Origin of the sequence: Exiguobacterium acetylicum, assembly GCF_019890935.1 — a bacterium.
Lineage (GTDB): Bacteria > Bacillota > Bacilli > Exiguobacteriales > Exiguobacteriaceae > Exiguobacterium_A > Exiguobacterium_A abrahamii.
The window spans coordinates 1191558-1216988 of sequence record NZ_CP082333.1; the positions used below are offsets into that span (position 1 = coordinate 1191558).

Below are 25431 nucleotides of genomic sequence, written 5' to 3' on the forward strand. Positions count from 1 at the left end.
CAGTAGACGTAGCGTGCAGGCTTTTGCTCATTCTACCGAAGCGCGTGAACGTTCGGCGAGCAACAGATAAAGCGCTTGTGTACCGGAATCAGCATGACCCAGCTCAGCAAGTTGTTCATATAAATCCTTCGTCAGTGCAAGACCAGGTGTCGCGATGCCCATCTCAGCGCCGCGTTCGAGAGCAAGACGCATATCCTTGATGAAGTGCTTGACGAAGAAACCAGGTGAGTAGTTTTCAGCGATGACGCGTGGAATCAAGTTCTCAAGACTCCAGCTACCGGCAGAACCAGATTTGATCGTCTCGATGAACTGCGTCGGATCAATCCCGGACCGCGTGACGAACAACAGCATCTCCGCTGTTCCGATCATCGAGCCGGCAATCGCGATTTGGTTCGCGAGTTTCGCTGATTGTCCTTTACCAGGACCACCGAAGAGTGAAATCGATTTTCCCATCGCCTCGAATAATGGCTTCGCTTGTACGAAAGCCGCTTCTTCACCACCGACGAGAATAGCGAGTGTCCCGTTCTTCGCGCCGAGGTCACCACCTGTGACAGGTGCATCCAGTGCCTGAAGACCGCGTGCTGCCGCTTCCTGCGCGATGCGTTCTGCAAGAGCCGGACTGGATGTCGTCATATCGACCAGGATCGTTCCGGGTGACGCATGATCGAGAATTCCGTCTTCAAAGTAGATTTGCTCGACGTCTTGCGGATAACCGACGATTGAGATGACGACGTCGACATCCGTGACGACGTCTTGAATCGTATCGACGATTTCGACACCATCCGCTTCAAGGACAAGTCCTTTTTCTTTCGTACGATTGTATCCTTTGACTGTAAAACCTGCCTTGCGCAGATTGCGGACCATGCCTTGTCCCATGACACCTAATCCGATGAAACCGACTGTCTTCATACGTGATTCCCCCTTGCACGTTCCGTGCCGATGAATTGTTGCGTTACGAGCTTATTATACAATGGATTGTCGACGACAAGACGATCATGTGTCCCAATGCCGGAAATCCGACCATCTTCAAGGACGATGATTTGATCGGCATGACGAACTGTCGCGAGACGATGGGCGATGACGAACGTCGTCCGTCCGACCATCAATCGTTCGAGTGCTTCCTGAACGACCCGCTCAGACTCAGAGTCGAGGCTTGACGTGGCTTCATCCAGCAATAGAATTTCCGGGTCTCGGAGGAGTGCACGTGCGATCGCAATCCGTTGGCGTTGACCACCAGACAACTTGACGCCCCGTTCTCCGATTTCAGTTGCATACCCTTCCGGAAAACGTTCAATGAACGTATCGGCATTCGCCATCCGTGCAGCCTCACGGATTTTGTCTTCACTGACGTCTTCTGCAAGACCATAAACGAGATTGTCACGGATCGTTCCTGATAAAACAGGGGAGTCTTGGGCGACATAACCAATCGCTTGGCGCCAAGACGATAGCGTCAAATTAGCGATGGATTGATCTCCGAGTCGAATCTGCCCGGACGTCGGTTGATAGAATCGCTCCAGTATCGCGAATAATGTCGTCTTCCCGGATCCACTCGGACCGACGATTGCTGTCGTCTTGCCGCGTGGTAACGTAAAGCTGACATCCTGGAGGATCGGTGTTTCATTGTATCCGAATGATAGGTGATCGACCGTGACGTCCGTAAACGGACGCGGCGCAACAAGCGCTCCGGGTGCTTCCGGTGTCTCATCGAGAAGCTCGATGATTCGCTCTGTCGCCCCGCGAGCCTTCTGTAACTTCGTGATGAATTCAGTCATCGTCACGAGCGGCGTCATGATTTGGAACAAATAGAGTGAGAAGGCGACGAGTTCCCCCGCCGTGATCTGGTTCGTCGCGACGCGATAGGCACCAAAGCCGATGATCAAGATCAACATCGTCGTCAAGGTGACGTTAAAGATCGGCAACAAGAGGGCTTGGATTCGTCCTTCCTTGACGCCATAGCCATAAAGATTCTCGATGCGAGTTTTCCCACGGTCAAGCTCATAGGGTTCTGTTGCCTGTGATTTGACGAGTCGGACTTCGCCGAGCATCTCGGCGAAAAAACCAGATAATCCTGCGAGTTCCTTCTGAGTCTCACGGGATATCTTATGCAGCTTCCGCACGAGCGGGATGATGATTAGTAACGTCACGGGTACAGCGATGACCATGACGAGTGTCATCTGCCAGTCGAGGAAGAACAGAATCGTGATCGCTCCGATGATCGAGACGAGTGATGTCAGCAGGCGGACGAGTTGCTCCGACAGCAATTGCTGGAGTGTCGTAGCGTCACTATTGAGTCGCGAGACGAGCTCACCTGATTTCGTCTCATCATAGAACGGAATCGATAAGGTCAACAGGTGTTTCCATAGGAGTGTCCGTAAATTAGCGACGATCCGTTGACCGACGATCTGTAACCAATAGATCGATAAGGCATTCGCGACGACTTGGACGACGAAGACGATCACGAACAAACTGATCAGCTGCGGAGTCAGTCGATCGACTGTAAAACCGTCAATCAACGTCTTTAAGAACCAAGGAATGGCGAGGGCAGCCAGCGCTTGGATGACGGAGACGGAAACGGCAGCGGATAATAATCCGACCGGGGGTTTCGTTTTTTTCAATAACAGGTAAAAAGATTGGAACGTCGCAGCGTTCATTTCAACACATCCTCTCTTTTCCATTGTCCGAAAGAACGAAGAAACGGTCAAATGGGAAACGCGACTTGACAAGAAATCTTTTGGTTTGTGACACTGATAGTGGAACCAACAAGGGAGGATGCAGATGTCTATTTTCGTAGATGCGGACGGATGTCCCGTTGTCGACCTCGTCATTCGACACCGACAGGGACGTGACGTCTTTTTAGTTTGTGATACAGCACACCAGATGATGCGGGAGGGGGCGACGACAATCACGGTCGGACAAGGACCAGATGCCGTCGATTACGCGATCGTCAATCGGATGAAACGCGGCGATCTCGTCGTGACGCAAGACTACGGTCTAGCAGCACTCGTCTTAGCACGAGGAGGACTCGCGATCGACCAAAACGGTCGTCAGTTCACGAACGAGAATATCGATCTATTGCTTCATACACGCCATGTCGGACAACAAATCCGACGAGCGGGTGGACGGACGAAAGGACCGAAAAAACGGACGCGCGATGCGGACCGGGCATTTGAAGAGGCATTTCGTGCATTAGTGCAAACCAGCATATAAGGAAGACAGTACTCGAACTGTCGATCAAATAGGGACCATGCTATAATTTGTAACAGGAATGCATTCAGAAAGGAGGATACACGTTGAAACGAATCTTACGCGACCACTCGAAGGACCGTCCTTACCGATTGCGCCAAGGAACGGTTCCGGCATCAGCTGATGCACGACTCACATCACTCGATCAACGTGAAATCAATCGATTACAACAGAATTTACGAGAAGTCGAACTGAAATTGAAGCAACGCAATGAAATCATGGAAGCGTTAGCGACACAAAATGTCGAAGCGGCCTGTGAGACCGTCCTGACGATCTTGTTGCAACTGCTCGATGTAAAAGAAGGTGCTATCCTCTTGTACCGTCGCGAACAGTTGAATCATTTCGTCGCGCAAGGCATCGACGAGATGGAGTTGATTGAAAAAGATCTCGATCAATATTCAGTCTTACGTCGGGCGTTCGTCATGCGTAAATCAGTTCAATTACCGATTGGCGATCAGTTCGAATCGGCGATCCCCGTCCAATCTCCAAGTAATGGACAAGTCGTCGGGTTACTTTATATTCGTCATGCTTTTCCTCAGTTCAATCTAGAGCAAGTCGGGGACTTACTTGATCTATCACGAAAACTCGGAATGACGCTTGAGCGCCATCTCCTGTTTCATCAGATGGAGCATGAAAAAATCAAGACGTATCAGCTACTCGACTCGATTCGGGAAGCTGTCCTATACATCGAGAGTAGTGGGGAACAAATCTATGCGAACCAAGCCTTGTTGAACATGTTTCCACCGAAGCTCGTCAATCAGGCGCAAGGATTCCGCCACGCCTACGAACGGGCGACGTCGCTGTTTGAACATGTCGATCAGCCAGACGCACTCCATGACTACATCGGTCAACTGATGAATGGAGATATTCCGGGAGAAACGATCGAACTATCAGCGTTTCGGGGGAACTTGCTCCTCAGTGCTTACGCCGAGCGGATTGCGATCGCAAACGTCGAGTGGGGTATGATGCTCGTCTTACGTGACGTGACGAAAGATAAGGAACTTGATCTCAAGCAGGCAGAATTCGTCTCGATCGTGTCGCACGAGTTGCGGACACCGCTCTCTTCCATCATGGGCTTCACGGAATTATTGATGAAACGAGAAGTCGATCCGAAGCGGCAAAAGCGGTATTTGCAGACGATTCATTCCGAAACCGTTCGTTTGGCGGAATTGATCAATGACATCCTGGAAATTCAAAAAGGGGAAGATTCGACGCACGGCACGCAAAAAGAACCGCTTGATGTGAAACAATTGATATTCGAGATGAAACCGATGTTTGAACTCGCGAGTCGCGCGCATCGCATCAGCGTCCAGTTCGATCCAGGCTCCTATACGATTTCAGCAAGCAGTGAAAAGATGAAACAGCTGTTCACGAACTTAATCATGAACGCGATTAAATATTCGCCTGAAGGTGGGGCAATCCGGATCAAAGGGTCAAACCAGTCGGATCAATTACGAATTGAGATATCGGACGAAGGGCTGGGGATTCCAGAAAAAGCGCTCCCTTACATCTTTGATAAGTTTTACCGAGCAGATAACTCAGATACACGTAAAATCGGTGGAACCGGCTTAGGGCTCGCGATTTGTCGGATGATCGTGCTCGATCATGGGGGAGCGATTTCCGTCCAATCGACGGAAGGAGAGGGCAGTACTTTCATCATTCAACTCCCGCTCGACACATGACCGACAATCGACTGAGAAAGGAGGAAGACACGGTGAATAACTCACACATTCGTTATGAAGCATTGCATCCGCTTGTCGAAGAGATTCTTGAAAAACTGAGTGAACGAATCGGCGTCAATACGTTATTTTTTGCATTGAACGACTCCTACAGCAATTTCGTCGTCAAGGCGATCAATCAAGAACGACAATTGATTGAAGAAGGCTCGACCCATGTCTTCCAACATGTCCTCTGTAAGTTGGTCGTCGATGAGACGGACGGGAAGGTCTCGATCAATGAATTGCTCAATGACCCGTTGACGGTCAATCATCCGGTCACGAAAGCCCTTGGAAACGGTAGCTTTTTAGGGGTGGCGATCAAAAACGCGGAGAACGAAAAAATCGGAACGTTATGTGCCTTCGATGATCAACCATTTGACTTCAAGGAACAGGACATCGCGCTTGTCGAACGATATGCAGATATCATTAGTAAATCAATCAATGTTGAAACGTATGTCATCAAAGACGCTTTGACAGATGTCTATAACGAACGCTATATGAATCGACTGATTTCGAGTGTGACGATTCATCCAGCTTTCTTGATGGTACTAAACCTCGATCGTTTCCATGCGATCAATGCGACGCATGGGTACCGATCCGGGAACGAAGTATTGCGCGAAATTGCAAACCGGCTGAAATATGTCCCATTACCGAATCATGTTGTCGGACGAATGGATGGTAATGAATTCGTCGTCTTATCGGCACTGGAGCAGGAACAGGAATTCGAACAGCATGCAGAAGAGTATGCTCGCATCGTCACGGAAGCGATTGAACAACCGATCGTTGGTGTCGCGGACGAACCGATTCACGTGACGGCATCGTCTGGGGTCAGTCTCCTGACCGGTGACATGGCGAGTCGTCAGACGCAGATTTATGCAGCGGAAGCCTTGATGCAACAAGTGAAACACGACGGGAAACGTCGAACCTCGTTCGTCAATCCGAACCGACATGCGGAGCAACACCCGTTTGCGTCAGTCCTTGAATCAGAGCTGTCGCATGCACTGGAACGGGGGCAGTTCGAACTTTATTATCAATGGATTGTCGATGCGAAACAAGAACATTATGTCGCGGTAGAAGCACTTCTACGCTGGAATCATCCAGTGCTTGGCTTTGTCAGTCCGACGGATTTCATTCCGATTGCTGAGAAGATGGAGATTTTTCCGGACATCGGTCGATTTACGATTTGTCAGGCCATCTTGGACCAACGCCGGCTAGAAGAAACGTTTGGTCGCAAGATTTCCGTTGCCGTCAATCTATCGGCAAGTCAGTTCGAGTCGGATCAACTCTTTTCAGAATTACTCCGACTGACGGAAGAATCGTACTTTCCGGGTGAACGACTTATTCTTGAAATCCGGGAGGAAGTCTTGCAGACGCGTCGTCGTTTTGCGATCAAACGCTTGGAACAGTTACGCCAAGCAGGCTATCGTCTGACCGTCGATCATTTCGGTAGTCATTATGCGTCACTCAATTCGTTGTTACGCTTGCCTGTTCAAGCGGTCAAACTCGATCCAATCTTTACGCGTCGACTCGTTCAAAATCAGCTGGAGCGCTCGATGATTCGCTCTGTCCATTCCTTGACGTCGACGTTGAACATCGCGCTCGTGATTCAGGAAGTCGAAACACCGTCACAGTTGCAGCACATTCAAACGTTAGATGAGTTGTTGTATGTGCAAGGATACGAGGTCCATCATCCTCAACCGATCGATCAACTGCTCGTCGAAGACATCATACGAGGACGTGCTGAGGTTTAACCGTTCTTCAGTCGGGAATACCTTAAAAGGTAGAACAAGTACATTTTAAGGGGGATGCCAAATGGCTGATCAACACGATAAAGAAACGGATCCGATTACTTCAGGTAACCGAATGACGAAGGATGAAATTGCGGGGCGTGACCCGCAAGACCATGCGGAGGTTCCGAAAAAATCGAAGGATGAAAAAGAATCGAAGCATCCAGATCAAGAAGCAGATACATCAAGTGAAGAAGCTTCAAGTGAAGAGGCTCCCGATTTGTCCCATGCTTCAGATGAAGATGGCGATGTCCAGCCGTCTGATGATGACAACCAACAAGAAAAGGAATAACTAAAATGAAAGGCAATCGATGTCCAGCAGAAATGCCGGATACCGATTGCCTTTTTTTGATGGAGTAAACGGTTACTCGCCACCCCCACCGCCGTCACCACCACCATCAAATCCTCCGTCGATCCCGCCGTCTGTCGCATGAGACGTGTCGGTCAAATCAACAGGGAAGAGTAAGAACGGAATCGCGTCGGCACCATCCGGCGGGAGAATCGAAGATGGGAAGAGCTGTTGCAGGATCGTTTGTTGACTTAAATACAATCGGATTGCTGTCAAATAGACTAAGTCCTTCCGGTATTTAAAATGTAAATCAGAGCGTAACGCCTCTGCCATTTGTTCGAGTGACGAAGCGTGAACGCTTGGATCACCGAGTAACGCAAGCATGCCGTGGAATGACAGCGGAACATGGTGTTTACGATGTATCTTACGGGATGCCTCCACTTGTGCGATATAGCGATCCCAATCGTCTTCAGGCAATAAAGCGAATATCAAGGCGACGACATACGTCTGTTGAGCGCGTCCGAATCGTCGTTTGAGTCGTTGATAAACCATCTCGATACGCGAGGCGAGTTCGTCTAACTCACCGCGTGTCGTAGCGTGAAAGTAGACGAAAGAGATCAATAGCGGTGACACGATGAACCGATGTTGTTTTTTGAGGCGTGTAAATAATTGTACCGTTCGGTCAAGTACCGCGTCCTGTGGAGTTAGACGGCTGATGAACAGGGCAGTAGAGTAGGCATTCAAGGGATGCGACAAGCGATGCGATTTAAAATAGCCATGAATCGACATCATCTCAGCAATCCGACTCGGTGTGTGGGCGTCAAAGGCATGAATCTTCGAAGCAAGCAATAATGCCTGGGTGGTTTGTGTACGCAAGCGTATTTTCAAATCGTCTGCTGTCTCAAGCAACACACTTGCGGAAACCTGCTCCGTTCCGATCGTCCGGTCGAATGCCAGTTCGATGAGAATGCCATCCTGATAGGTTCTGAATTCTGGTCCGATGTGATCCAGCTGTCGCAAGAAAGTCGTCGCGATCTCCATGACTGTTCCTCCTCTGCCTTTTCGTATAGTGTATCACGCAGCGAAAGCGTTATCTTATTTTTTCAGTTGGGTGTCTATCAAGTGTTCTGCTGCGCGTCGGTACAAGTTACTCATATGAGCCATCGCTAAGATCTGTTCCAGTGGGTCGGTCGTCGAGGCGGTCAAAGCCTCTTGTTCCGTTACGAAGCGGGCTGTATTTTGCTCTGCTAACATGAGATAGTCACGGTAAAATCCTTCAAGGTCGAGTTGATCCTGTTCGATCCCTTCGTTCAAGGGCGCGAGAATTGTTTTAATATCATTGATCGAAAACGAACTTTTCAATTGATATATCAAGCTGATCAGAATCAAGTGCTCCTTCGTGTACTTTTTATTCGTGACCGGAAAGAATAATTTCTTTTTGGCATAATTGTTGATCATCGTCTTCGTCAAAATCGTCTCGTCTGCACTTCGCGTCGTTTCCTCGAATGTCCGCTCGAACAGTTGGATGACTTGATCCATATAGAGATCGATATTCGGGATATCTTCGAGCTGTAATTGACGATCGTGTCTCGTGTCGTCAGCATGTGTCATAAAAAAACCTCCAAAATCGCTAAAATAGGACTTTCTACTTCTCCATCATATGATAGAATACGTATATAACGCCATGTAGTATTCAAAACTACATATCAGGGGAGGAACGAAAGTGAAAGCTTATATGAGAGAACCGATTAATGGATTAACGCACCTTGGAGGGGCTGTCTTTGCTTTTGTCGGGTTACTGGCACTTGTCATCAAGGCATCGTTAGAACGGGGGGCATCACTTGCGATTGTTGCAGCGATTATTTTTGGGGTCAGTATGATGGCGCTCTATGCCGTCTCAGCGACCTACCATATGGTGCTTGCGAGTGACCGGGCGATCGCGATCTGGCGTCGGTTGGATCATTCGATGATTTATTTGTTGATTGCCGGGTCTTACGCACCGTTTTGTCTCGTCAGTCTGAACGGTCCGACCGGTTGGGTCTTGTTCAGCATCGTCATGTTGATTGCAGTCTCTGGAATCACCTTTAAATTGGTTTGGTTCAACAGTCCACGTTGGTTATCAACGACGCTATACATCGGAATGGGTTGGATCATGGTATTTGCGATCACACCACTCGCGCAAGTCTTATCACCGCTTGGTATCGGATTATTGTTCCTTGGTGGTATCTTCTATACGATCGGTGGCATCATCTATGGGCTGAAGCCACGTATCTTATCGTTCAAACATCTTGGATTCCATGAAATCTTCCATATTTTCGTACTACTTGGTAGCCTAGCGCATTTCCTATGTGTCTACTTCTTCGTCTTATGAGGATGTCCTCCTTCAGTCAATAGCTGAAGGAGTTTTTTTGTGTCTGATGGAAAATACAGGAGAAGTCGAGTGTCCTCACGAATGAAAGAACGAATAGATCACGCATAGGAGGAAAAGCATGAAACATACACGATGGCAATTAGAAAAACTCTACACGATGGATGACGTCAAAGCAGGAATTACTACGATACAAGCGGCGTTGACGAAACGTCCGGCAAATGTGGCAGAACAGGTCGAGCGTTATCAGCAAGTCGCGCGCGACGTCGAGGAATGGAGCGACTTCATTTATTGTCTGTACGCTGAAGATGTCACGCGCTCAGAAGTCCATTCATTGCTCGAAGAGATTGAAATCGTACAAGCGATGGTGCGCAGTGAGGCAGCAGCACTCGATACGAAGATCGCTGCACTGTCACAAGAAGAGTGGGAGGAGCTCGTCACGGGTTCACCATACGCCTTTTTCTTGAACGAACGCCGTGACATCCAGTCGCGTCGTGCACCACTGGTTCAGGAACAATTGTTGCAGGATCTCGGTGTGGATGGGTTCCAAGGCTGGGGGCAGCTTTACAAACAGCGTTTCATGGCATTACGCGTCGACTTGGATAATAAGCAGGTCACGATCGGTCAAGGGCTACACGAAGCGATGTTCGCACCTGACCGTTCGGCTCGTTTAGCGGCAGCGACAGCAGTTGACACCGCGTGTGCACAAGAAGCTGACCTGTTTGCGACGATTCTGAACCGGATTGCCGGCTTCAGATTGCAATCCTACAAGATGCGGAACTGGAATCAACCATTGACCGAGTTGCTTGAGCAGAACCGAATCTCGGAAGCGAGCCTAACAGCGATGATGGAAGCACTTGATCAACACCGCGATCTCTTTCACGCCTATTACGCTCGCAAGATTGCCCAGGCAGAGCGGGTGACGGGAGAATGGCATGATTTTGAGACGAACACCTATCGGTCCGCGCGTCACGTTCCGTTTGAGATGGCAGAGACCATCGTCACGACACAATTCAAACGATTGAATCCGCAGCTCGGCGCCTTCGCGGAAAACGTGTTTAGTGAGGGATGGGTCGATGCAGAGAATCGTCCTGGAAAAGCAGAGGGCGGATTCTGCGCTGCCTTTCCGATTGCCAAGGAGAGCCGGATCTTCATGACGTACCGCGACAGTTATCCGGACGTCGCGACGCTCGCTCATGAATTTGGTCATGCCTATCATAATTATTTACTGCAAGACGAACCGTATTTAAATCAAGTCAAAGGAACGAGCATCGCGGAGACGGCTTCGACGTTCATGGAGAATCTCGTCCTCGATGCTGCCATCAAAGAGACGACGGAACGGGAGGAAGTGCTCGCTCTCCTAGAGGTCAAAATCCGAGAAGGGTTAAAATATGCCAGCATCGTTCCCGGCATGTTCCGGTTCGAGCAACGTTTTTATGCGGAACGTCAGCAAGGGACGGTCAGTGCCGAACGGTTAAGTGAACTCCTGCAAGAGGAAGAACGGTTAGCCTATGGTCCAGTATTGCCTGAACCGGCGCGCTATAAATGGATGTACATCAGTCATCTGTTCAATCCGAATCTTGCGTTCTACAACATTCCCTACACGATCGGTTATCTGCTCAGCAATAGTCTGTATCAGACGGTTCAAGCGGATCCGAGTCAATTTTCGGCAGTCTTTGAAGCCGTCATGCATGATTCCGGTCAAGCGACGATTGATGAGATCGTTACACGTCATCTCGATGCTGATCCGACATCTGTCGCGTTTTGGATGGAAGCTCAGCAACCGCTCGTCCAGGCAATTGAGCAGTACCTGACGTTAACGGAATCCTCTCTCTCCGTCGATTGAAGACGAATCGAAACGGGAACAGAAATGTAGGGAGGGATGCGGATGTATGAACAGGAGAAACGATTAGTCGCTGAGGCAGCACTAACTTACGTGAAAGATGGGATGATAGTGGGTCTTGGGACGGGTTCGACGACGGAACGGTTCATCGAGGCGCTTGGTCCACTTGTGCAGGCGGGACTACAGATTCAAGGCGTGGCGACGTCACTTGCGACGGTCCGACTCGCGGAACAGTTACACATTCCGTTGATCGACTTGGAAGAGGGAATGGAAATCGATGTGACGATCGATGGGATCGATCAGATTGACGGACGATTTCAAACGATCAAAGGTGGTGGCGGTGCACTATTTCGCGAGAAAATTGTCGCACTGATGAGTCGAGAATTGCTCTATCTGACCGATTCCTCGAAGTTCGTCCATCATTTAAGCGGACCGTTACCGGTTGAACTGGATCCGTTTGCCTTACCGTATGTACGACAACGGTTGCGTGATAAGCATGTCACCGCAACGTTGCGGCTGAAAGACGATCGTCCCTTCGTTACAGATGGAGGTCACGTGATTCTTGACGTGGACTTATCAGCCATCTCGGACGTCCGAGTATTCGCAAAAGAAGTGAAGAGTTGGTCGGGTGTACTCGAGACCGGTTACTTCGAGCGGCAGCCCGATCATGTCCTGACGGTCGAAGAGGGAAAGGTCAAACGCATCGCGCATCCACGACTGCGTGACGGTGGTGGATTGGTTTAAGAAAGAAAGAAGGAAACCGTATGGGCTTGAAAAAACGGTATTTATTCGGAGCAGGTGTCATTGCCGGTACGAGTCTACTGTTGTTCAGGAAGCGGGAACAGGGCACACAGACCGATGCGCTACGTGATTATTTAGCGCATCTCGATCAGGATCCGAGTCCCGATGCTGCGAAAGACCCGGATGAAGTCGGATTGACGAAACTGGATTCGATCTATCGGTCGGAGTGGCAAGCGAATGGTTTTCCACGTTCGCGGACGGAGCTAGAGGAGCTTGAAAAATAGTAAAAATCAGCTATGAGATACTTGAACGGCTTGATTTAATGGACTTTAGCATTGAAAATTAAATATAGACAGCAGGATGCGTTTAGACACCAATATTAAAAAACTTCGTCGGCATGCCGACGAAGTTTTTTAATATTGGTGTAGTATTGGATTGATGATGTTACCTGATAGTCGATGTTTAAAAGACTGTTGACCGTACACTCTGCTTGAGAATACAAACTCGCCTTCATTGATGAATACTTCAATAGAGGAGCGATCTACAAAGATTCGGAAGGATATCCCCTCAGCCTCTAAACGTCGGATATCTAGAGGTGAGTGAGAGCGATACAACTTCAATATCTGTCCTGTTTTAGAGAAAATAGCGTTCTCTCCGAAACATTCAAACTGAAAATCACCATCTGTCTCAAATGAAAGTTCAAATGCATCACCGAAAAAATCTCGATTGTCTAATATTCGACTTGTTTTCCGTAGTTTATTTACTTCTTCAATTGGTGTCATGTAAAGATGTCCTTCCCGTAGTGTCAGCTCACGAGGAAGCGTCATCTGGTTCGCCCATCCTTCGGTTTGCTCTGGGCATGCGCTCTCCCACATCGCGTTCCATCCAATCAAAATCCGTCGTCCGCGCTCATCACAAAATGTCTGCGCAGCATAGAAATCATGTCCATAGTCGAGCTCAGTGAATGCGCCATGATTGAAACGAGGTGCATCGAGATCAAGCGTCCCTACGAAATATCCACATTGATGAAGGTTATGATATCGGTCATCGTCAGGCTCCATGCCTTGCGGTGAGAGCAACAAGATATCTTGACCGTCGAGCGAGAATATGTCAGGACACTCCCACATCCAACCGTGACGTCCAGTTTCACCGGCGATGACGCCGCGTTCGATCCAGTGTAGGGCATCATCGGACTCATACAGGATGACCTTTCCGTCAGCTTCATCCCGTGTGCCGAGTATCATATAGAAGCGTTCATCCTTCTCCCATACCTTCGGATCCCGGACATGCGCACTTCCACGTCGTGGGATTTCGGAGATGAGAGGATTCCTGTCATCTTTTTTGAACACCTTTCCATCCATGGATGTCGCGAGGCACTGCACTTGATGTAGCGCCTCTTTCTTCTCATCAAGCCAAGTGTTGCCCGTATAGAAGAGATGTAGGACACCGTCTTTCACCAACGCACTCCCGGAGAAGACACCGTCGCGGTCATAGTCCTGATCCGGACGCAAAGCGATCGGTTTGTTCTCCCAATGGATGAGATCGGTCGATGTAGCATGTCCCCAGTGCATGTCATCCCATTCGACACCGAACGGATGATACTGATAGAACAAATGATAGACGCCGTCCAATTGACATAGCCCATTCGGATCGTTCATCCAACCGAATGGCGGGGCGAAATGATAGTGCGGACGGTAGCTCATACGGACAATACTTCACTCGTGAACGTCTCTTCGATTTCACGGGATTCTCCGTAGACCTCGATGACGAGTGGCTCGAGCGTAGGTGTCCGTCGCGTGATGATGACTTGATTTCGGGATGCATGGACGTCGAGCGTCTCATTTTTCCAGTTTATCGAAAAGTTGAGACTACTCCATGCCTTCGGTAACATCGGTGAGATACGCAACTTGCCACCTGTCATTCGGACACCACCGAAACCATTGACGACTGCTTGCCAGATGCCACCAAGCGATGCCGCGTGGATCCCGGCGTCCGACGTCTTCATGTTCGGTCCGAGGTCGATCTCCGATGCGCGGCGGAACAAGTCGTACGCAAGTTCTTGATCACCGAGATCCGATGCAAGTACGCTGTGCGTCGAAAGGGAGAGTGACGAATCGTGTAAGGTCTTTGGCTCATAATACTCCCAGTTGGCACGCTTGACGTCAGCCGTGAACAGGTCCTCGAGTAAATACATCAAAATCATGACGTCAGCTTGTTTCGAGACTTGGATCTCGTTCACTTGTTCCAGGTTGTAGTCATAGAACATCGAACCGACATTCTGCTGATTCTTATACTTCGTCAGGTCGATGATCTCTTTCTCCAGATACGTATCGTCCTGTGGCAAGACGCCATCCTCACGGACTTGTGGCAAGTAGATTAAATCGAGCACGTGGCGGAAACGCTCCTCAGCCTTCCCTAGATCAAGCTTTTCGTCCAACTGCTCATACAGTTCAGGCTTCTCGCTTCGGAGTAATTCTACATAATGGATCGCCGTCTGGATGTTCCAATGCGCCGTGTAGTTCGTGAACGCATTGTTATCGACGTGTTCCTTGTACTCATCCGGACCGACGACCTGATTGATTTCGTACCGTCCGTTTTCTTCATTCCATTCGAGTCGACTCGCCCAGAACTTTGCTGTATCGATGAGCAATTCGTATCCGAAGCGATCCATGAAATCTTGGTCGCCCGTGACGTGATAATATTGCCACGCTGCGAATGCGATATCAGACGTGATGTGCTGTTCGATGAATCCTGACCAAATCTTGGTCGCTTCACCCGTCACGATGTCAGCAGCTCCCCAGACAGGTGTCACTTCGCCGTCATCGAGCCATGCCGATTCCCACGGGAACATGGCTCCCTCGTATCCGTTCTCCTTCGCCTTATGGTGTGCTCCTGGCAAGGACAGGTAACGATATTCGAGTAGGCTACGTGCGATTTTCGGATTCGTATACGTGTAATAAGGCAGGATGAAAATTTCTGTATCCCAGAACGTATGACCCTTGTAGCCTTCACCCGACAAACCTTTTGCCGCGACGTTCATTCGGTTATCGTGTTTCGGCGTCATGACGGCTAGATGATATTGTGCGAAGCGGACGGCCAACTGATCGAACATGGATTCGGACTCGACCGTGATCGGCGCATGCGACCAGACCAGTTCGTCCCATGCCTTGACATGATCGTCAAACAAAGACTCGTATCCTCTAGCTTCGATCTCACGTGTCGCGTTCAGTGCGAGGTTAGCCAGTTCTTTTCTCGTCTCGATCATTACATCGTTATCACGAGAAGTGAAGACGGTCGAATATTTCTCGATCGTCAGGGTCTTCTCGGTCGGGATACGGATGTCCGAATAATCGAAGAAGATTTGACGACGATCCATCTTGATGATGGATTTCGGTTCGAACTGGCCATCTTGACTGAAACGATGGACGCTATGGAACGCAAAATCGATACCAGATTCCGTCGTCGTCTGTAACTGTTGCATGAGTCGTCCGTCATAGAGACGCTTATCACCTTCCAAGAAGTGTTGGACGCCACTGTTCGTCACCTGTCCGTTGATACCGGATGTCATCGCCAAAGTGCTGTCTTGTCTAGGGGTGATGCTGACACGTTGAACGATGACATGTAAGTTTGCCATTGATACGAAGCGACGGAAAACCAGATCATAGACTTTCCCGTCAGGGCTTTGCCATGTTACTTCCCGTACGAGTTCAGCATGTTTCAAATTCAGTGTGCGGTTGTACGCGAGGATTGTCCCTTGTGTCAGGTCGAATCGAACATCGTCCAACGTGAACTCCATCCACAATACATCCGCCGCATTCGGAAGTTCTGTCACTTCATTCTGGGCGAATTTATTGAACGTACCTGCAATAAAAAGATTTCGCTGCTCATTGGCATAGTGTTCCTCCGTCACTGATCGAAGTCCCATATAGCCGTTTCCGAGTGAGAAAACTGTCTCCCCTTTACCAAGCCAACTCGTGCGGAACCCCTCTTCTGCGACGAGCCATTCCTGTAGCTCTCCAGTACCAGTCGTATAGTTCATCAATGTATTCGTCACCTTGTACCCTCCTGTGTGATAAAGCGCTTTCTTTATTCGACCCCATTCTATCCGAAACGTTTCGGTTATTCAACACCATTTTTCTCAAAATTTCTTTCCAGACCTTAAAAAACGTGATTAAATGGTATCAGAAACGTTTTAGGAAAGAGGTCTAATATGGAGCAAATGATGGCTAGTCTAGGGTTTCAATTCGAAAAAGTCCAAGCGTGGAGACGACAATCGATTTGGAAATCCATTTTCTATGTGCTTATCGCGGTATTAGTGGCAAACGCACTCGTATTCGGCCTGAAATGGGTCAACCAATCGAGCGTATCCGTAACAGATTTACCTACATTCACAGTAACAAAACAAGGGATTCGTTACGAAAAGCCGTTCAGCTTTGACTTGGAGACATTGGACCTGACGGTGATGGTAGGGGAGGAACGGAAGACAAACGCTTCGCAAACCCTCTTGCTTGCTGATGCGGGATGGGAGTTGAAGAGGAGTGGGGTTTCGACGGATTCGAAGGAATATAGTAGCTTGCTTCGTTTTCTTGGGAAATCGGAATTGACGAATCGAGATGTAGCGACGATCCTTGAAGATTTGAAGTGGTTCTATCCGCTTTATATATACGGTGCAATCATGATCGATCTCGTGATCCACCTTGTCGTCATCTCACTTCTAGCACTCGCCGGCCTTAGCTTCCGTCGATTCGTTCCAATTCGATACAAAGAAGCATGGACGATAACGGCATATGGCATCACGGCACCATTGGTCGTGAGAACTGCCATCACGTTGCTACCGATCACCGTACCCATGCTATCCGTCTTATACTGGGCGACTGTTGGAATATTTGCCTTCATGACGATACGAAAAATCGGCGATGAGTGATCATCGCCGATTTTTTGCGACTGACTCCCGTAGGATCAGCTGATTGTTTACGAATGCTTCATGCGGTGCTTCCTGTCCTTCGACGATCTGGACGATCATCGACGCAGCTTTACGTCCCATCTCGTAGGGTTGTTGTCCGACCGTCGTGAGTGGGGGGGAGACGTATTGAGACAACAAGATGTTATCGAAACCGATGATCGATAAGTCTTCGGGGACGTTGAGCCCTAGTTCCCGCGTGGCTTGTATTACACCTAACGCCATGACATCGGAAGCGCAAAAAATCGCAGTCACTTCAGGATGGTTCAACAAGAAGGGAAGCGCGACCTCCTTTGATGCGAGTTCTTCGAAGTCTCCATTTAGCACGTAGTCCTCTCGGAAATCAATCTCGCTCTCTTGTAAGACTTGACGATAGGCATCATGCCGCACCATGGAGACGTAAGCGTGAGTGGCTCCATTCATGAAAGCGATATGACGATGCCCAAGCCGAATCAAGTAACGGACGGCTTGTTTCGCGCTATCTAATTGGTTCGAGGTCACATAACCCGTGTTCACGCCCTCGACCGGAATGTCGACGAGGACGCAAGGAACCGTGCTTTCGATCGCCTCGAGTAAGTACGGGTCGTCCCGTTTCAAACCTTGAATCACGACACCATCGAGTTGACGTTCGGCGCACATCTGTCCGTAGGTCTTGTTCTTTTGTTTTGAAGTCGTCGTCGACAGGAGGACAAATTCATAATCGAGGTCGGATAGTTCGTCCGATACGCCACAAAGCGTCTCGAACATGAAATTATCTTTGACACTCTCTCGTTTCAAGTCGGTGACGAGAAATCCGATGGTTTTGGACTGTTTTTTGACTAGGCTACGGGCGAGGATGTTCGGGCTGTATCCGAGCTCCTTTGCCACACTCATGATCTTGTCTCGCGTCTCCTTATTCACGTCGTCATATCCGTTCAGCGCACGGGATACGGTCGTAACAGAGAAGCCAGATGCCTTGGAGACGTCTTTTAATGTTGCCATGATGATACACTCCTTTTTATGAAAACGTTACGGAAAAAACATCTTCACATATGTAAGTATGTATATTCTATTCTGTAACTGAATCACTTGTAAACAACGAAATAGTAGTGTTTTCAGTCATATTCAAAAAAGTTCTTGATTTCCGAAACGTTTCGGGTATAAAATCGAATTGCGAGTTGAAAGCGGTTACTTCGTTTCAGGTTTTATCATCCATAGGGAGGAAATTATCGATGAATAAGAAATTATCTAAACCATTATCTGTTCTTATGCTATCCGGACTTGTTCTTACAGCCGCATGCGGTGGCGGAGAAGAGGAAGCTCAGGTCGCTTCTGATCCATCTAAGCTCAAGGGTAAGGAAATCACCGTCGGAACGTGGAAAGGGACAGACGCAGAAGTTAAAGCGTTCGATGAATTGTTGAAGAACTTCTCAGACGAGACGGGCGTCAAAGTCAAAAAGAAGGTCTACAACGACTATCAGACACAACTTCAGACCGACCTTGTAGGTGGTACCGCACCTGACGTGTTCTATGTCGATGCGTTCCTCGCTCCCGAACTTTCGAAGCAAGGAGTGCTCGAGCCACTTGATCCATACATCAAAGAGGCCAAGAAAAACTTGGGCGATTTTTATGACCCGGCAATCAACGCCTTCAAGTCCGACGATAAATTGTTCGGACTACCGAAGGACTATTCGACACTCGGTCTCTATTATAACAAGAAGCTAATTGAGGATGCCGGATTCACGGCGGATGACATCCCGACCGAGATGGAAAAGCTGCCTGAATTCTTACAAGAGTTGAAGGGAGAACTGCCATCTGGTGTGACACCAGCCATCACGACCTCTGAACTTGCACGACACATGTTCGTCCTCCAGTCAGGCGGTACGGACATCGTCGATAAAGAAGGGAATGCCGTTTTAGCAAAACCGGACCAAATCGCCGCCCTTCAACCACTCGTAGATGCTTACCAAGATAAACTCGTCCAACGTCCAGCAGACCTTGGTCAAGGCTGGGCAGGGGACTCATTCGGAGCTGAGAAGGCTGCCATCATGATCGAGGGGAACTGGGCAATCTCACATATCAAGCAGAACTTCCCTAAGGTCGAGATGGGGACGAAAGAAGTCCCGACGATCGGAGGGAAAAATAAGTCGATGATGTTCACGGTGTCTTATTCGTTAAACAGCGAATCGAAAGAGAAGTCCGCTGGTTGGGCATTCATCGATTATGCGACTTCGAAGGATGGTATGAAGACCTGGTCAGAGGGAGCAGGAGTCTTACCGTCGCTCAAGTCAATCGCAACGGAGCTGAAGCTACAGGACGACGAATTGAAAGCACCATTCGTCGCAGCGGGAGCATATGCGACACCGTGGCAAAAAGGAGACTCACTCTCGATCGTTGCTCGAGAGTATAACAACCTATTACCAGCTGCCTTAAAAGGCGATATGACGCTTGAAGAAGCCATGAAAAAAGCGGAAAAAACTGCTAACAAGGACATCAAAACGCAATTGAAATAAAAAGGCGATGGGGCTCGCGCAAACCGTGAGCCTCGTTGTGTTCTGAAAGGAAGGATCATATGGGCACACAACTTGAAATCAATCAGCGTACTGATGCAGCGTCGCAAGCACCGCCACCCAAGAAGAAAGAGAGTAGTCGCAGCAGACGCGAGTCGATGCAAGGCATCACATTCATGTTACCGACGCTGATCATCTTGGTGACGTTCACGTTGCTCCCAATTGCGTATTCTCTCTTCTTGTCATTCACACGAGTTAATTTATTCGGGGGAATCGACTTTCAATGGGTCGGTGTCGAGAATTACGTGAATGCTTGGAATGACGACCGGGTCTGGACTGCACTGAAAAATACAGCCCGTTATGCACTATTTGTCGTACCACTTCAGACAGCGATTGCTCTCTTGATGGCTGCGGTCCTCAATTCAGGCATCCGGTTCCAAAATACGTTCCGGACGATTTATTTCTTACCGACACTCACATCGAGTTCGGCACTTACAATGATATTCATGTTTTTATTCAGCTTGAATGGACCAATTAACAATGTGTTAGTATCTCTCGGGTTTCTTGATGCACCAATCAACTTCATCAACGAGACGGACTTCGCACTCACGACCATCATGGTCATGAACATCTGGTCGACGGTCCCTTTCTTCATGACGATCTATCTTGCCGGGTTGCAAGACATCCCGGCATCCCTCTACGAAGCAGCATCGCTCGACGGAGCGAACGCTTGGCAGAAGTTGACGAAGATCACGGTCCCTAACCTGACACCGGTCACGAACTACGTCCTGCTGATGGGGATCATCGGCTGTTTCCAATTGTTCGACCAGGCATACATCATTTCCGGCGGGACCGGTGGACCGAACAATGCGACGCTGACGTTCTCACTCATCATCTATCAGTACGCGTTCAAAACGATCGGAACGATGGGCTACGCATCGGCACTCGCCATCATCCTGACGATCATCATCTTCACGGTGTCGATGCTCGCACGGAAGTTGAACAAAGAAGAGTCCAACTATTAAGGAGGAATGGATATGAAAAAGAAAAAATGGCCGCGTATCGTGTTGTATGTCATCCTCATCTCCTATGCGCTCGTCACACTGTATCCATTCCTATGGGCAGTGCTCGCATCGTTCAAACCCTATAGCGAGATCGTGGCTGGTGGACTATCACTATGGCCAGAGAACCCTACACTCGCGAACTTCGAACATATCTTCACGAAGGATCCACTGTTCCCACGATGGATCATGAACTCGTTCTTGATCGCGACGCTCGGGACGATCGTGAACGTCATCTTCAATACGATGGCTGGCTATTCACTCGCTCGTCTCCGCTTTCCAGGAAGAAACTACCTGTTCCTGTTGATTCTCGCGGTCATGATGGTGCCGGGACAGATTCTGCTCATCCCGAACTATCTAATCATGCGTTCGCTCGGAATCCTTGATACGTATTCCGCCTTGATCATCCCTGGGGCGATCAACTTCTCGTACATCTTCTTGATGCGACAGTTCTTCATCAACTTCCCGCGCGAGGTCGAGGAGGCTGCACAAGTCGATGGACTCAACCGGTTCCAGACGTTTTGGCGAATCGTCTTCCCGATGGCACGCGCCTCGGTCGCAACGCAAGCAGTTTTCGTCTTCCTTGGGTTCTGGAACGAGTTCTTGAAACCATTGCTCTACATCACGTCACCTGAGAAATATACATTGACGCTTGGACTACAGTCGTTCCAAAGTCAGAACGCAACACAATGGAACTACATCATGGCGGCCTCGGTCGTCAGCATCATACCTATCATCATTCTGTACATCATGCTGAACAAGTACTTCATGCAGGGATTACGGATTGGTGGGGACAAATAAGGAGATTATTATGAAAGCTTTCATTTTTGATTTGGATGGTGTCATCACGGATAGCGCAGAATATCATTACTTGGCGTGGAAAGCGCTCGGGGAAGATCTCGGCATACCGATTGATCGCGAATTCAACGAGACGCTCAAGGGCGTCAGTCGGACTGAGTCGCTTGAACGCATCCTCCGCCTCGGACATCGTGAGAATGATTTCTCTTTAGAAGAGAAAGAAAAACTCGCTACGAAAAAGAATTCACATTATGTATCACTCATCGCAAAGATCACGAGTGCAGACATATTACCTGGCATCGAGACATTTTTGTCAGAGCTAAGAGAGGCAGGTTATAAGATTGGGATGGCATCCGCCTCAAAGAATGCTCAAATGGTGACACGCCAACTCGGTCTTCTCCACGCGTTTGATCATATCGTCGATGCAGCGACAGTCATGGATTCAAAGCCACATCCAGAAGTATTCTTGAAGGCGGCCGAAGCGTTGGCTGTCGATCCGAAGGACTGTATCGGCGTCGAGGATGCGGTCGCCGGGATTGAAGCCATCCGTGCAGCAGGAATGTTTGCGGTAGGGATCGGGGAACGGAATGTATTGATTGAAGCGGATATCGTGTTCACAGATACAAGAGACCTTACGCTCGAAAATGTCTTAACACGGATTTAAGAATAGACGCCTCGAGTGATAAAGCTCGAGGCTTTATTTCATGAGGAGGAAAATTGAATGAAGCGCACATGGTGGAAAGAAGCCGTCGTGTATCAAGTGTACTGGCGAAGCTTCTTGGATACGAATGGCGATGGGTATGGTGATTTAGAAGGTGTCCGTCGGAAGTTGCCTTATATTAAAGAGCTCGGAGCTGATGTGATATGGCTCAATCCGTTTTATGTATCACCAGACAAGGATAATGGATATGACATCGCTGACTATTACAGCATCATGGATAAGGCAGGGACGATGGAAGATTTTGAACGGTTGCTAGAAGAAGCCCATGCAATCGGACTTAAAATAATTCTGGACCTCGTCGTGAACCATACGTCGGACCAACACGCTTGGTTTTTAGAAGCAAAAACCTCGATCGATTCACCAAAACGGGATTATTACATTTGGCACGACCCGATTAATAATAAGGAACCTAACAATTGGCGTTCCTACTTCGCTCCTTCCTGTTGGGAGTACGAGGAAGAGAGTGGACAGTATTACTATCATTCGTTCGCCGTCGAACAACCCGATCTCAACTGGGAGAACGAGGACTTACGGAACGAAATCTATGCGATGATGCGATTCTGGCTTGATATGGGCATCGATGGTTTCCGGATGGATGTCATCAACCTGCTAGCGAAACGAAAAGACTTATCGAACGTCGAGAATCCATACGAACTCAGTTACCTGGCGAACAATCCTGGCATCCATGATTATCTTCAAGAGATGCACGAGCAGGTACTCCGTCACTATGACTGCATGACGGTCGGTGAGATCCCGTTCGTGACGCCAGCCGAGGGAGCACTCTATGTCGACGAGGCACGTCACGAACTCGACACCTTGTTCCATTTTCAGATCGCTGACGAGATGCCGACGTGGGACATGCTTCGTTTCAAGGAAATTCAACGAGAATGGTATGAAGGATTGAAAGGACGCGGATGGAACTCGCAGTTCCTGAACAATCACGATCATACGCGTCAGGTGACGCGTTACGGCAATGATAAGGAACATCGGATAGCATCCGCGAAGATGCTCGCGACACTCACCCATACGCTTCCCGGGATGCCGTACATCTATCAAGGGGAGGAAATCGGCATGACAGGTGTCAGCTTTGAATCCATTGATGATTATCAAGATATCGCCATGAGGAACCGTTATTACGAGGAAGTCGAGAAAGGACGAGCGGCCGATGAGGTGTTGACGAGCTTACAACTTCTTAGCCGTGACAATTCTAGGACGCCGATGCAATGGAACAATCAAGCTGAGTCTGGCTTCACGGATGGGGTTCCATGGATGACCGTCAATTCGAATTATGTTGAGCTGAACGTCGAGAAGGACTTACGTCGAGGGGACTCTGTGTTCCGCTATTATCAAAAGCTGATTCAACTTAGGAAATCTAATGATGCACTGGTATATGGAGACTTTAAAGATTTATTGCCAGAACATCCTGTCGTCCATGCGTATGAGCGTCGCCTCGACGAAGATAAGTTCGTGATCGTCTTGAATCATTCGGACGAGGATGTGGTACTCCCGTTATCACTAGACATTCGAAGCAGCGTCTTACAAAATGTATTAAATGAAACAGATACTTTAAGACCCTATGAAACTAGAATTTATAAAATGAATGAAACAACCCACAATCTAAACAGCCCTAGATCCTTATGATCTAGGGCTCTTCTTAATATGTAAGCGATCCCGCAATGATCAAACCGATCGAAATCGATAAGAAGAGGAGCAGCAAGCCGACTGCTTCATTGTTCGCATCAATCTCTTTCGTCATGCTCAAACGTGGGATTAGTAAATCCGCGAGATAGAATAAGACGATTTGTAAGACGATCGCGAGTGCGCCCCATAACACCATATCGAGAATGCTGACGGAGTTCGAGATACTCGAATAGAGGACGATGGCGAGACCAAGAATACGTCCACCGAAGGCGTAGACGGCCGCTTTCTTCCCGTTACGGATAAGTTCGAGTTCCTTCGATTTCGTCGTCACCTCGAACAGAACGACACCGATTGCAAGGAGTACGGTCGCGACACCGATATACGAGAGCGTTGAAAGGAATAGATCACTGAATGTCATGCTGGTACCTCCATCATGATTTTTTATTTTTTTTGCGTTGTTCGTATGCAACATACAATTCAAGCAGTGCTCCGACGAGAATACCTGCTGATACATACAAATAGAAGTTGTCACCAATGAATCCGAACAAGAGACCTAAAATGAGGCCGATCAGGATATAGGGACCTTTTGCTAACTTCATGCCAATCACCTACCTCTTCTTTAAAGGTAGCGGATTTCAGAGGTGGCGTCCATCGTTATTCTTGAAAGCTGACGGCAGATTCTGCATTAGGAGAAAACAGGACGACTTGATTCCGTCCTTGTTGCTTTGCCTGATAGAGAGCAGCATCCGCATCCAGTAGAAGATCGTCGATTTGCAGTGTCGTCTCATCGTATGCGGCTAAACCAAACGATGCTGTGAGCGGTAGCTCTGTCGTCGCTAGTCGGAACGGACTAGAAGCGATCCGTTCACGTAATTGCTCTGCTAAAGGTAGGACTTCAGCAAGCGGAACACTCTCAAACAGGACTGAAAACTCCTCACCGCCGTTACGGGATAAATACCCGCTTTCTGCCACTCCATCGCGCAGTCGATTGGCGAACTGCCGTAGCACCTCGTCGCCCGCCTCATGTCCATACGTATCGTTGACCTGTTTAAAATGATCAATGTCGATCGTCAACAACACGACCGACTGTTTGGTTAGAATCAATCGCTGTTTGACATCCGTGAAGTATTCATTGAAGGCGCGTGAATTGTTCAATCCTGTCAAAAAGTCGAGTTGCGCTTTTTGCCGAAGCATCCGTAATGATTGTTTGGTCAACCGAATATCGCGGATGATCAGTAGGGCGAGCCAGCTACTGACGAACGATGCAGGAATGACGACTGCCATCACTTCAAGTAGAAGAATCTGTTTCGGTAAGACAATCCATAAGACAAGAGCGTGTAAAGCCGTCGCGTAGAGCGTCACGAGTGTGAATGTTCGTTTTGCATAAGGTGGCATTTCGCGAACGATTAAGCTCGTTCCTAAAGCAATGGCGACAATGAAGCCGAATGCGGTGAAGGCTGCTAGATTCGTTCCTAAACTGAAACGATAGATGATGATTGCAATCGTCACGATCGTTGTCGGGATGGCGCCACCAAAGTAGGCAGCGACGACGACCGGAATATGACGCAAATCAACCATGACGCCAGGTGCCGCTTCAATCGTCATCTGCATGAGTAGTAACGAGATGACACTTAGAGCAAGACCGTACAATACGCGTGTCAGCCATGGGGATTCACGGGTGATCGGGAGCGGTGATAATTTTCCGAGCAGATAGAAACCAGCCATTAATAGCGTCACGTTATGCAAGACGTCAAAAAGGATGCTTTTCATGA

24 protein-coding genes are annotated in these 25431 nt (G+C 48.7%); 14 read left to right on the forward strand and 10 right to left on the reverse strand.

Going from position 1 to position 25431, the window contains the following annotated elements; genetic code table 11:
* Positions 1–27: 27 nt before the first annotated feature.
* A complete protein-coding gene (locus tag K7G97_RS06105) occupies positions 28–909 on the reverse strand; it encodes an NAD(P)-dependent oxidoreductase (RefSeq protein WP_223041613.1) in 882 nt (293 codons plus the stop codon).
* On the reverse strand, positions 906–2651 hold the full coding sequence (locus tag K7G97_RS06110; protein WP_223041614.1) for an ABC transporter ATP-binding protein: 1746 nt from the start codon (positions 2649–2651) through the stop codon (positions 906–908). Before K7G97_RS06110 ends, K7G97_RS06105 begins: the two co-directional genes overlap by 4 nt.
* A gap of 124 nt (positions 2652–2775) precedes the next feature.
* Here K7G97_RS06110 and K7G97_RS06115 point away from each other — a divergent pair, with 124 nt between their 5' ends.
* The 4 genes from K7G97_RS06115 to K7G97_RS06130 all read left to right on the forward strand — a co-directional run bounded on the left by K7G97_RS06115 (position 2776) and on the right by K7G97_RS06130 (position 7040).
* Positions 2776–3207: a YaiI/YqxD family protein gene (locus tag K7G97_RS06115; RefSeq protein ID WP_058265220.1), complete on the forward strand. Its 432-nt coding sequence runs from the start codon at positions 2776–2778 to the stop codon at positions 3205–3207.
* Positions 3208–3290: 83 nt separating this feature from the next.
* Entirely contained in the window at positions 3291–4925 is a 1635-nt protein-coding gene (locus tag K7G97_RS06120; RefSeq protein ID WP_262415808.1) for an ATP-binding protein, read from the forward strand.
* Positions 4926–4957: 32 nt separating this feature from the next.
* Positions 4958–6712: an EAL domain-containing protein gene (locus K7G97_RS06125; protein WP_262415809.1), complete on the forward strand. Its 1755-nt coding sequence runs from the start codon at positions 4958–4960 to the stop codon at positions 6710–6712.
* A gap of 61 nt (positions 6713–6773) precedes the next feature.
* A complete protein-coding gene (locus tag K7G97_RS06130) occupies positions 6774–7040 on the forward strand; it encodes a hypothetical protein (RefSeq protein ID WP_223041615.1) in 267 nt (88 codons plus the stop codon).
* 72 nt (positions 7041–7112) lie between these two features.
* Here K7G97_RS06130 and K7G97_RS06135 read toward each other — a convergent pair whose 3' ends face one another.
* Both K7G97_RS06135 and K7G97_RS06140 read right to left on the reverse strand, forming a co-directional pair.
* Positions 7113–8078, reverse strand: a complete 966-nt coding sequence (locus tag K7G97_RS06135) for a DUF4003 family protein (protein ID WP_223041616.1) — start codon at positions 8076–8078, stop codon at positions 7113–7115.
* A gap of 54 nt (positions 8079–8132) precedes the next feature.
* Positions 8133–8648 (reverse strand): DUF1836 domain-containing protein, encoded by a 516-nt coding sequence (locus K7G97_RS06140; protein ID WP_223041617.1) that lies wholly within the window; start codon positions 8646–8648, stop codon positions 8133–8135.
* A gap of 112 nt (positions 8649–8760) precedes the next feature.
* Here K7G97_RS06140 and trhA point away from each other — a divergent pair, with 112 nt between their 5' ends.
* From trhA to K7G97_RS06160, 4 genes are all read left to right on the forward strand, one after another.
* Positions 8761–9408: a PAQR family membrane homeostasis protein TrhA gene (gene trhA, locus K7G97_RS06145; RefSeq protein ID WP_023467814.1), complete on the forward strand. Its 648-nt coding sequence runs from the start codon at positions 8761–8763 to the stop codon at positions 9406–9408.
* A gap of 118 nt (positions 9409–9526) precedes the next feature.
* A complete protein-coding gene (locus K7G97_RS06150; RefSeq protein WP_223041618.1) occupies positions 9527–11251 on the forward strand; it encodes a M3 family oligoendopeptidase in 1725 nt (574 codons plus the stop codon).
* A 42-nt stretch (positions 11252–11293) separates the two neighbouring features.
* Complete coding sequence (gene rpiA / locus K7G97_RS06155; RefSeq protein ID WP_223041619.1) at positions 11294–11992, forward strand: ribose-5-phosphate isomerase RpiA; 699 nt, start codon at positions 11294–11296, stop codon at positions 11990–11992.
* Between the two features lie 20 nt (positions 11993–12012).
* Positions 12013–12273 carry a hypothetical protein gene (locus K7G97_RS06160; RefSeq protein ID WP_223041620.1) on the forward strand — a complete coding sequence of 87 codons (261 nt, stop codon included), beginning with the start codon at positions 12013–12015 and terminating at the stop codon, positions 12271–12273.
* Between the two features lie 129 nt (positions 12274–12402).
* Here K7G97_RS06160 and K7G97_RS06165 read toward each other — a convergent pair whose 3' ends face one another.
* Positions 12403–13692: a glycoside hydrolase family 32 protein gene (locus K7G97_RS06165; protein ID WP_223041621.1), complete on the reverse strand. Its 1290-nt coding sequence runs from the start codon at positions 13690–13692 to the stop codon at positions 12403–12405.
* On the reverse strand, positions 13689–16028 hold the full coding sequence (locus K7G97_RS06170) for a glycoside hydrolase family 65 protein (protein WP_223041991.1): 2340 nt from the start codon (positions 16026–16028) through the stop codon (positions 13689–13691). Before K7G97_RS06170 ends, K7G97_RS06165 begins: the two co-directional genes overlap by 4 nt.
* A gap of 171 nt (positions 16029–16199) precedes the next feature.
* Between K7G97_RS06170 and K7G97_RS06175 the strand changes: the two genes are divergently transcribed.
* Positions 16200–16913: a DUF1189 domain-containing protein gene (locus tag K7G97_RS06175; RefSeq protein ID WP_223041622.1), complete on the forward strand. Its 714-nt coding sequence runs from the start codon at positions 16200–16202 to the stop codon at positions 16911–16913.
* Here the strand turns inward: K7G97_RS06175 and K7G97_RS06180 are convergent, their stop codons facing one another.
* A complete protein-coding gene (locus K7G97_RS06180; RefSeq protein ID WP_223041623.1) occupies positions 16914–17930 on the reverse strand; it encodes a LacI family DNA-binding transcriptional regulator in 1017 nt (338 codons plus the stop codon).
* A 230-nt stretch (positions 17931–18160) separates the two neighbouring features.
* On the opposite strand from K7G97_RS06180, the gene K7G97_RS06185 reads away from it, so the two are divergent.
* From K7G97_RS06185 to K7G97_RS06205, 5 genes are read left to right on the forward strand one after another with little or no spacing between them, the layout of a single operon-like run.
* Complete coding sequence (locus K7G97_RS06185; RefSeq protein WP_223041624.1) at positions 18161–19441, forward strand: ABC transporter substrate-binding protein; 1281 nt, start codon at positions 18161–18163, stop codon at positions 19439–19441.
* 59 nt (positions 19442–19500) lie between these two features.
* The gene (locus K7G97_RS06190) at positions 19501–20463 is read left to right on the forward strand and encodes a carbohydrate ABC transporter permease (RefSeq protein ID WP_223041625.1); all 963 of its coding nucleotides are present in this window, start codon (positions 19501–19503) and stop codon (positions 20461–20463) included.
* A gap of 12 nt (positions 20464–20475) precedes the next feature.
* On the forward strand, positions 20476–21300 hold the full coding sequence (locus K7G97_RS06195) for a carbohydrate ABC transporter permease (RefSeq protein WP_223041626.1): 825 nt from the start codon (positions 20476–20478) through the stop codon (positions 21298–21300).
* 10 nt (positions 21301–21310) lie between these two features.
* Positions 21311–21961 (forward strand): beta-phosphoglucomutase, encoded by a 651-nt coding sequence (gene pgmB, locus K7G97_RS06200; RefSeq protein WP_223041627.1) that lies wholly within the window; start codon positions 21311–21313, stop codon positions 21959–21961.
* A 57-nt stretch (positions 21962–22018) separates the two neighbouring features.
* Positions 22019–23659, forward strand: coding sequence for a glycoside hydrolase family 13 protein (locus tag K7G97_RS06205; protein ID WP_223041628.1), 1641 nt, complete (start codon positions 22019–22021; stop codon positions 23657–23659).
* A gap of 13 nt (positions 23660–23672) precedes the next feature.
* On the opposite strand, the gene K7G97_RS06210 is transcribed toward K7G97_RS06205, so the two are convergent.
* Genes K7G97_RS06210 through K7G97_RS06220 form a run of 3 tightly spaced genes read right to left on the reverse strand, consistent with a single transcriptional unit; the run spans position 23673 to position 25429 of the window.
* Positions 23673–24077 (reverse strand): DUF350 domain-containing protein, encoded by a 405-nt coding sequence (locus K7G97_RS06210; RefSeq protein ID WP_023467822.1) that lies wholly within the window; start codon positions 24075–24077, stop codon positions 23673–23675.
* 13 nt (positions 24078–24090) lie between these two features.
* Positions 24091–24258 carry a hypothetical protein gene (locus tag K7G97_RS06215; protein ID WP_023467823.1) on the reverse strand — a complete coding sequence of 56 codons (168 nt, stop codon included), beginning with the start codon at positions 24256–24258 and terminating at the stop codon, positions 24091–24093.
* A gap of 55 nt (positions 24259–24313) precedes the next feature.
* Positions 24314–25429: a GGDEF domain-containing protein gene (locus tag K7G97_RS06220; RefSeq protein WP_223041629.1), complete on the reverse strand. Its 1116-nt coding sequence runs from the start codon at positions 25427–25429 to the stop codon at positions 24314–24316.
* Positions 25430–25431 lie beyond the last annotated feature (2 nt).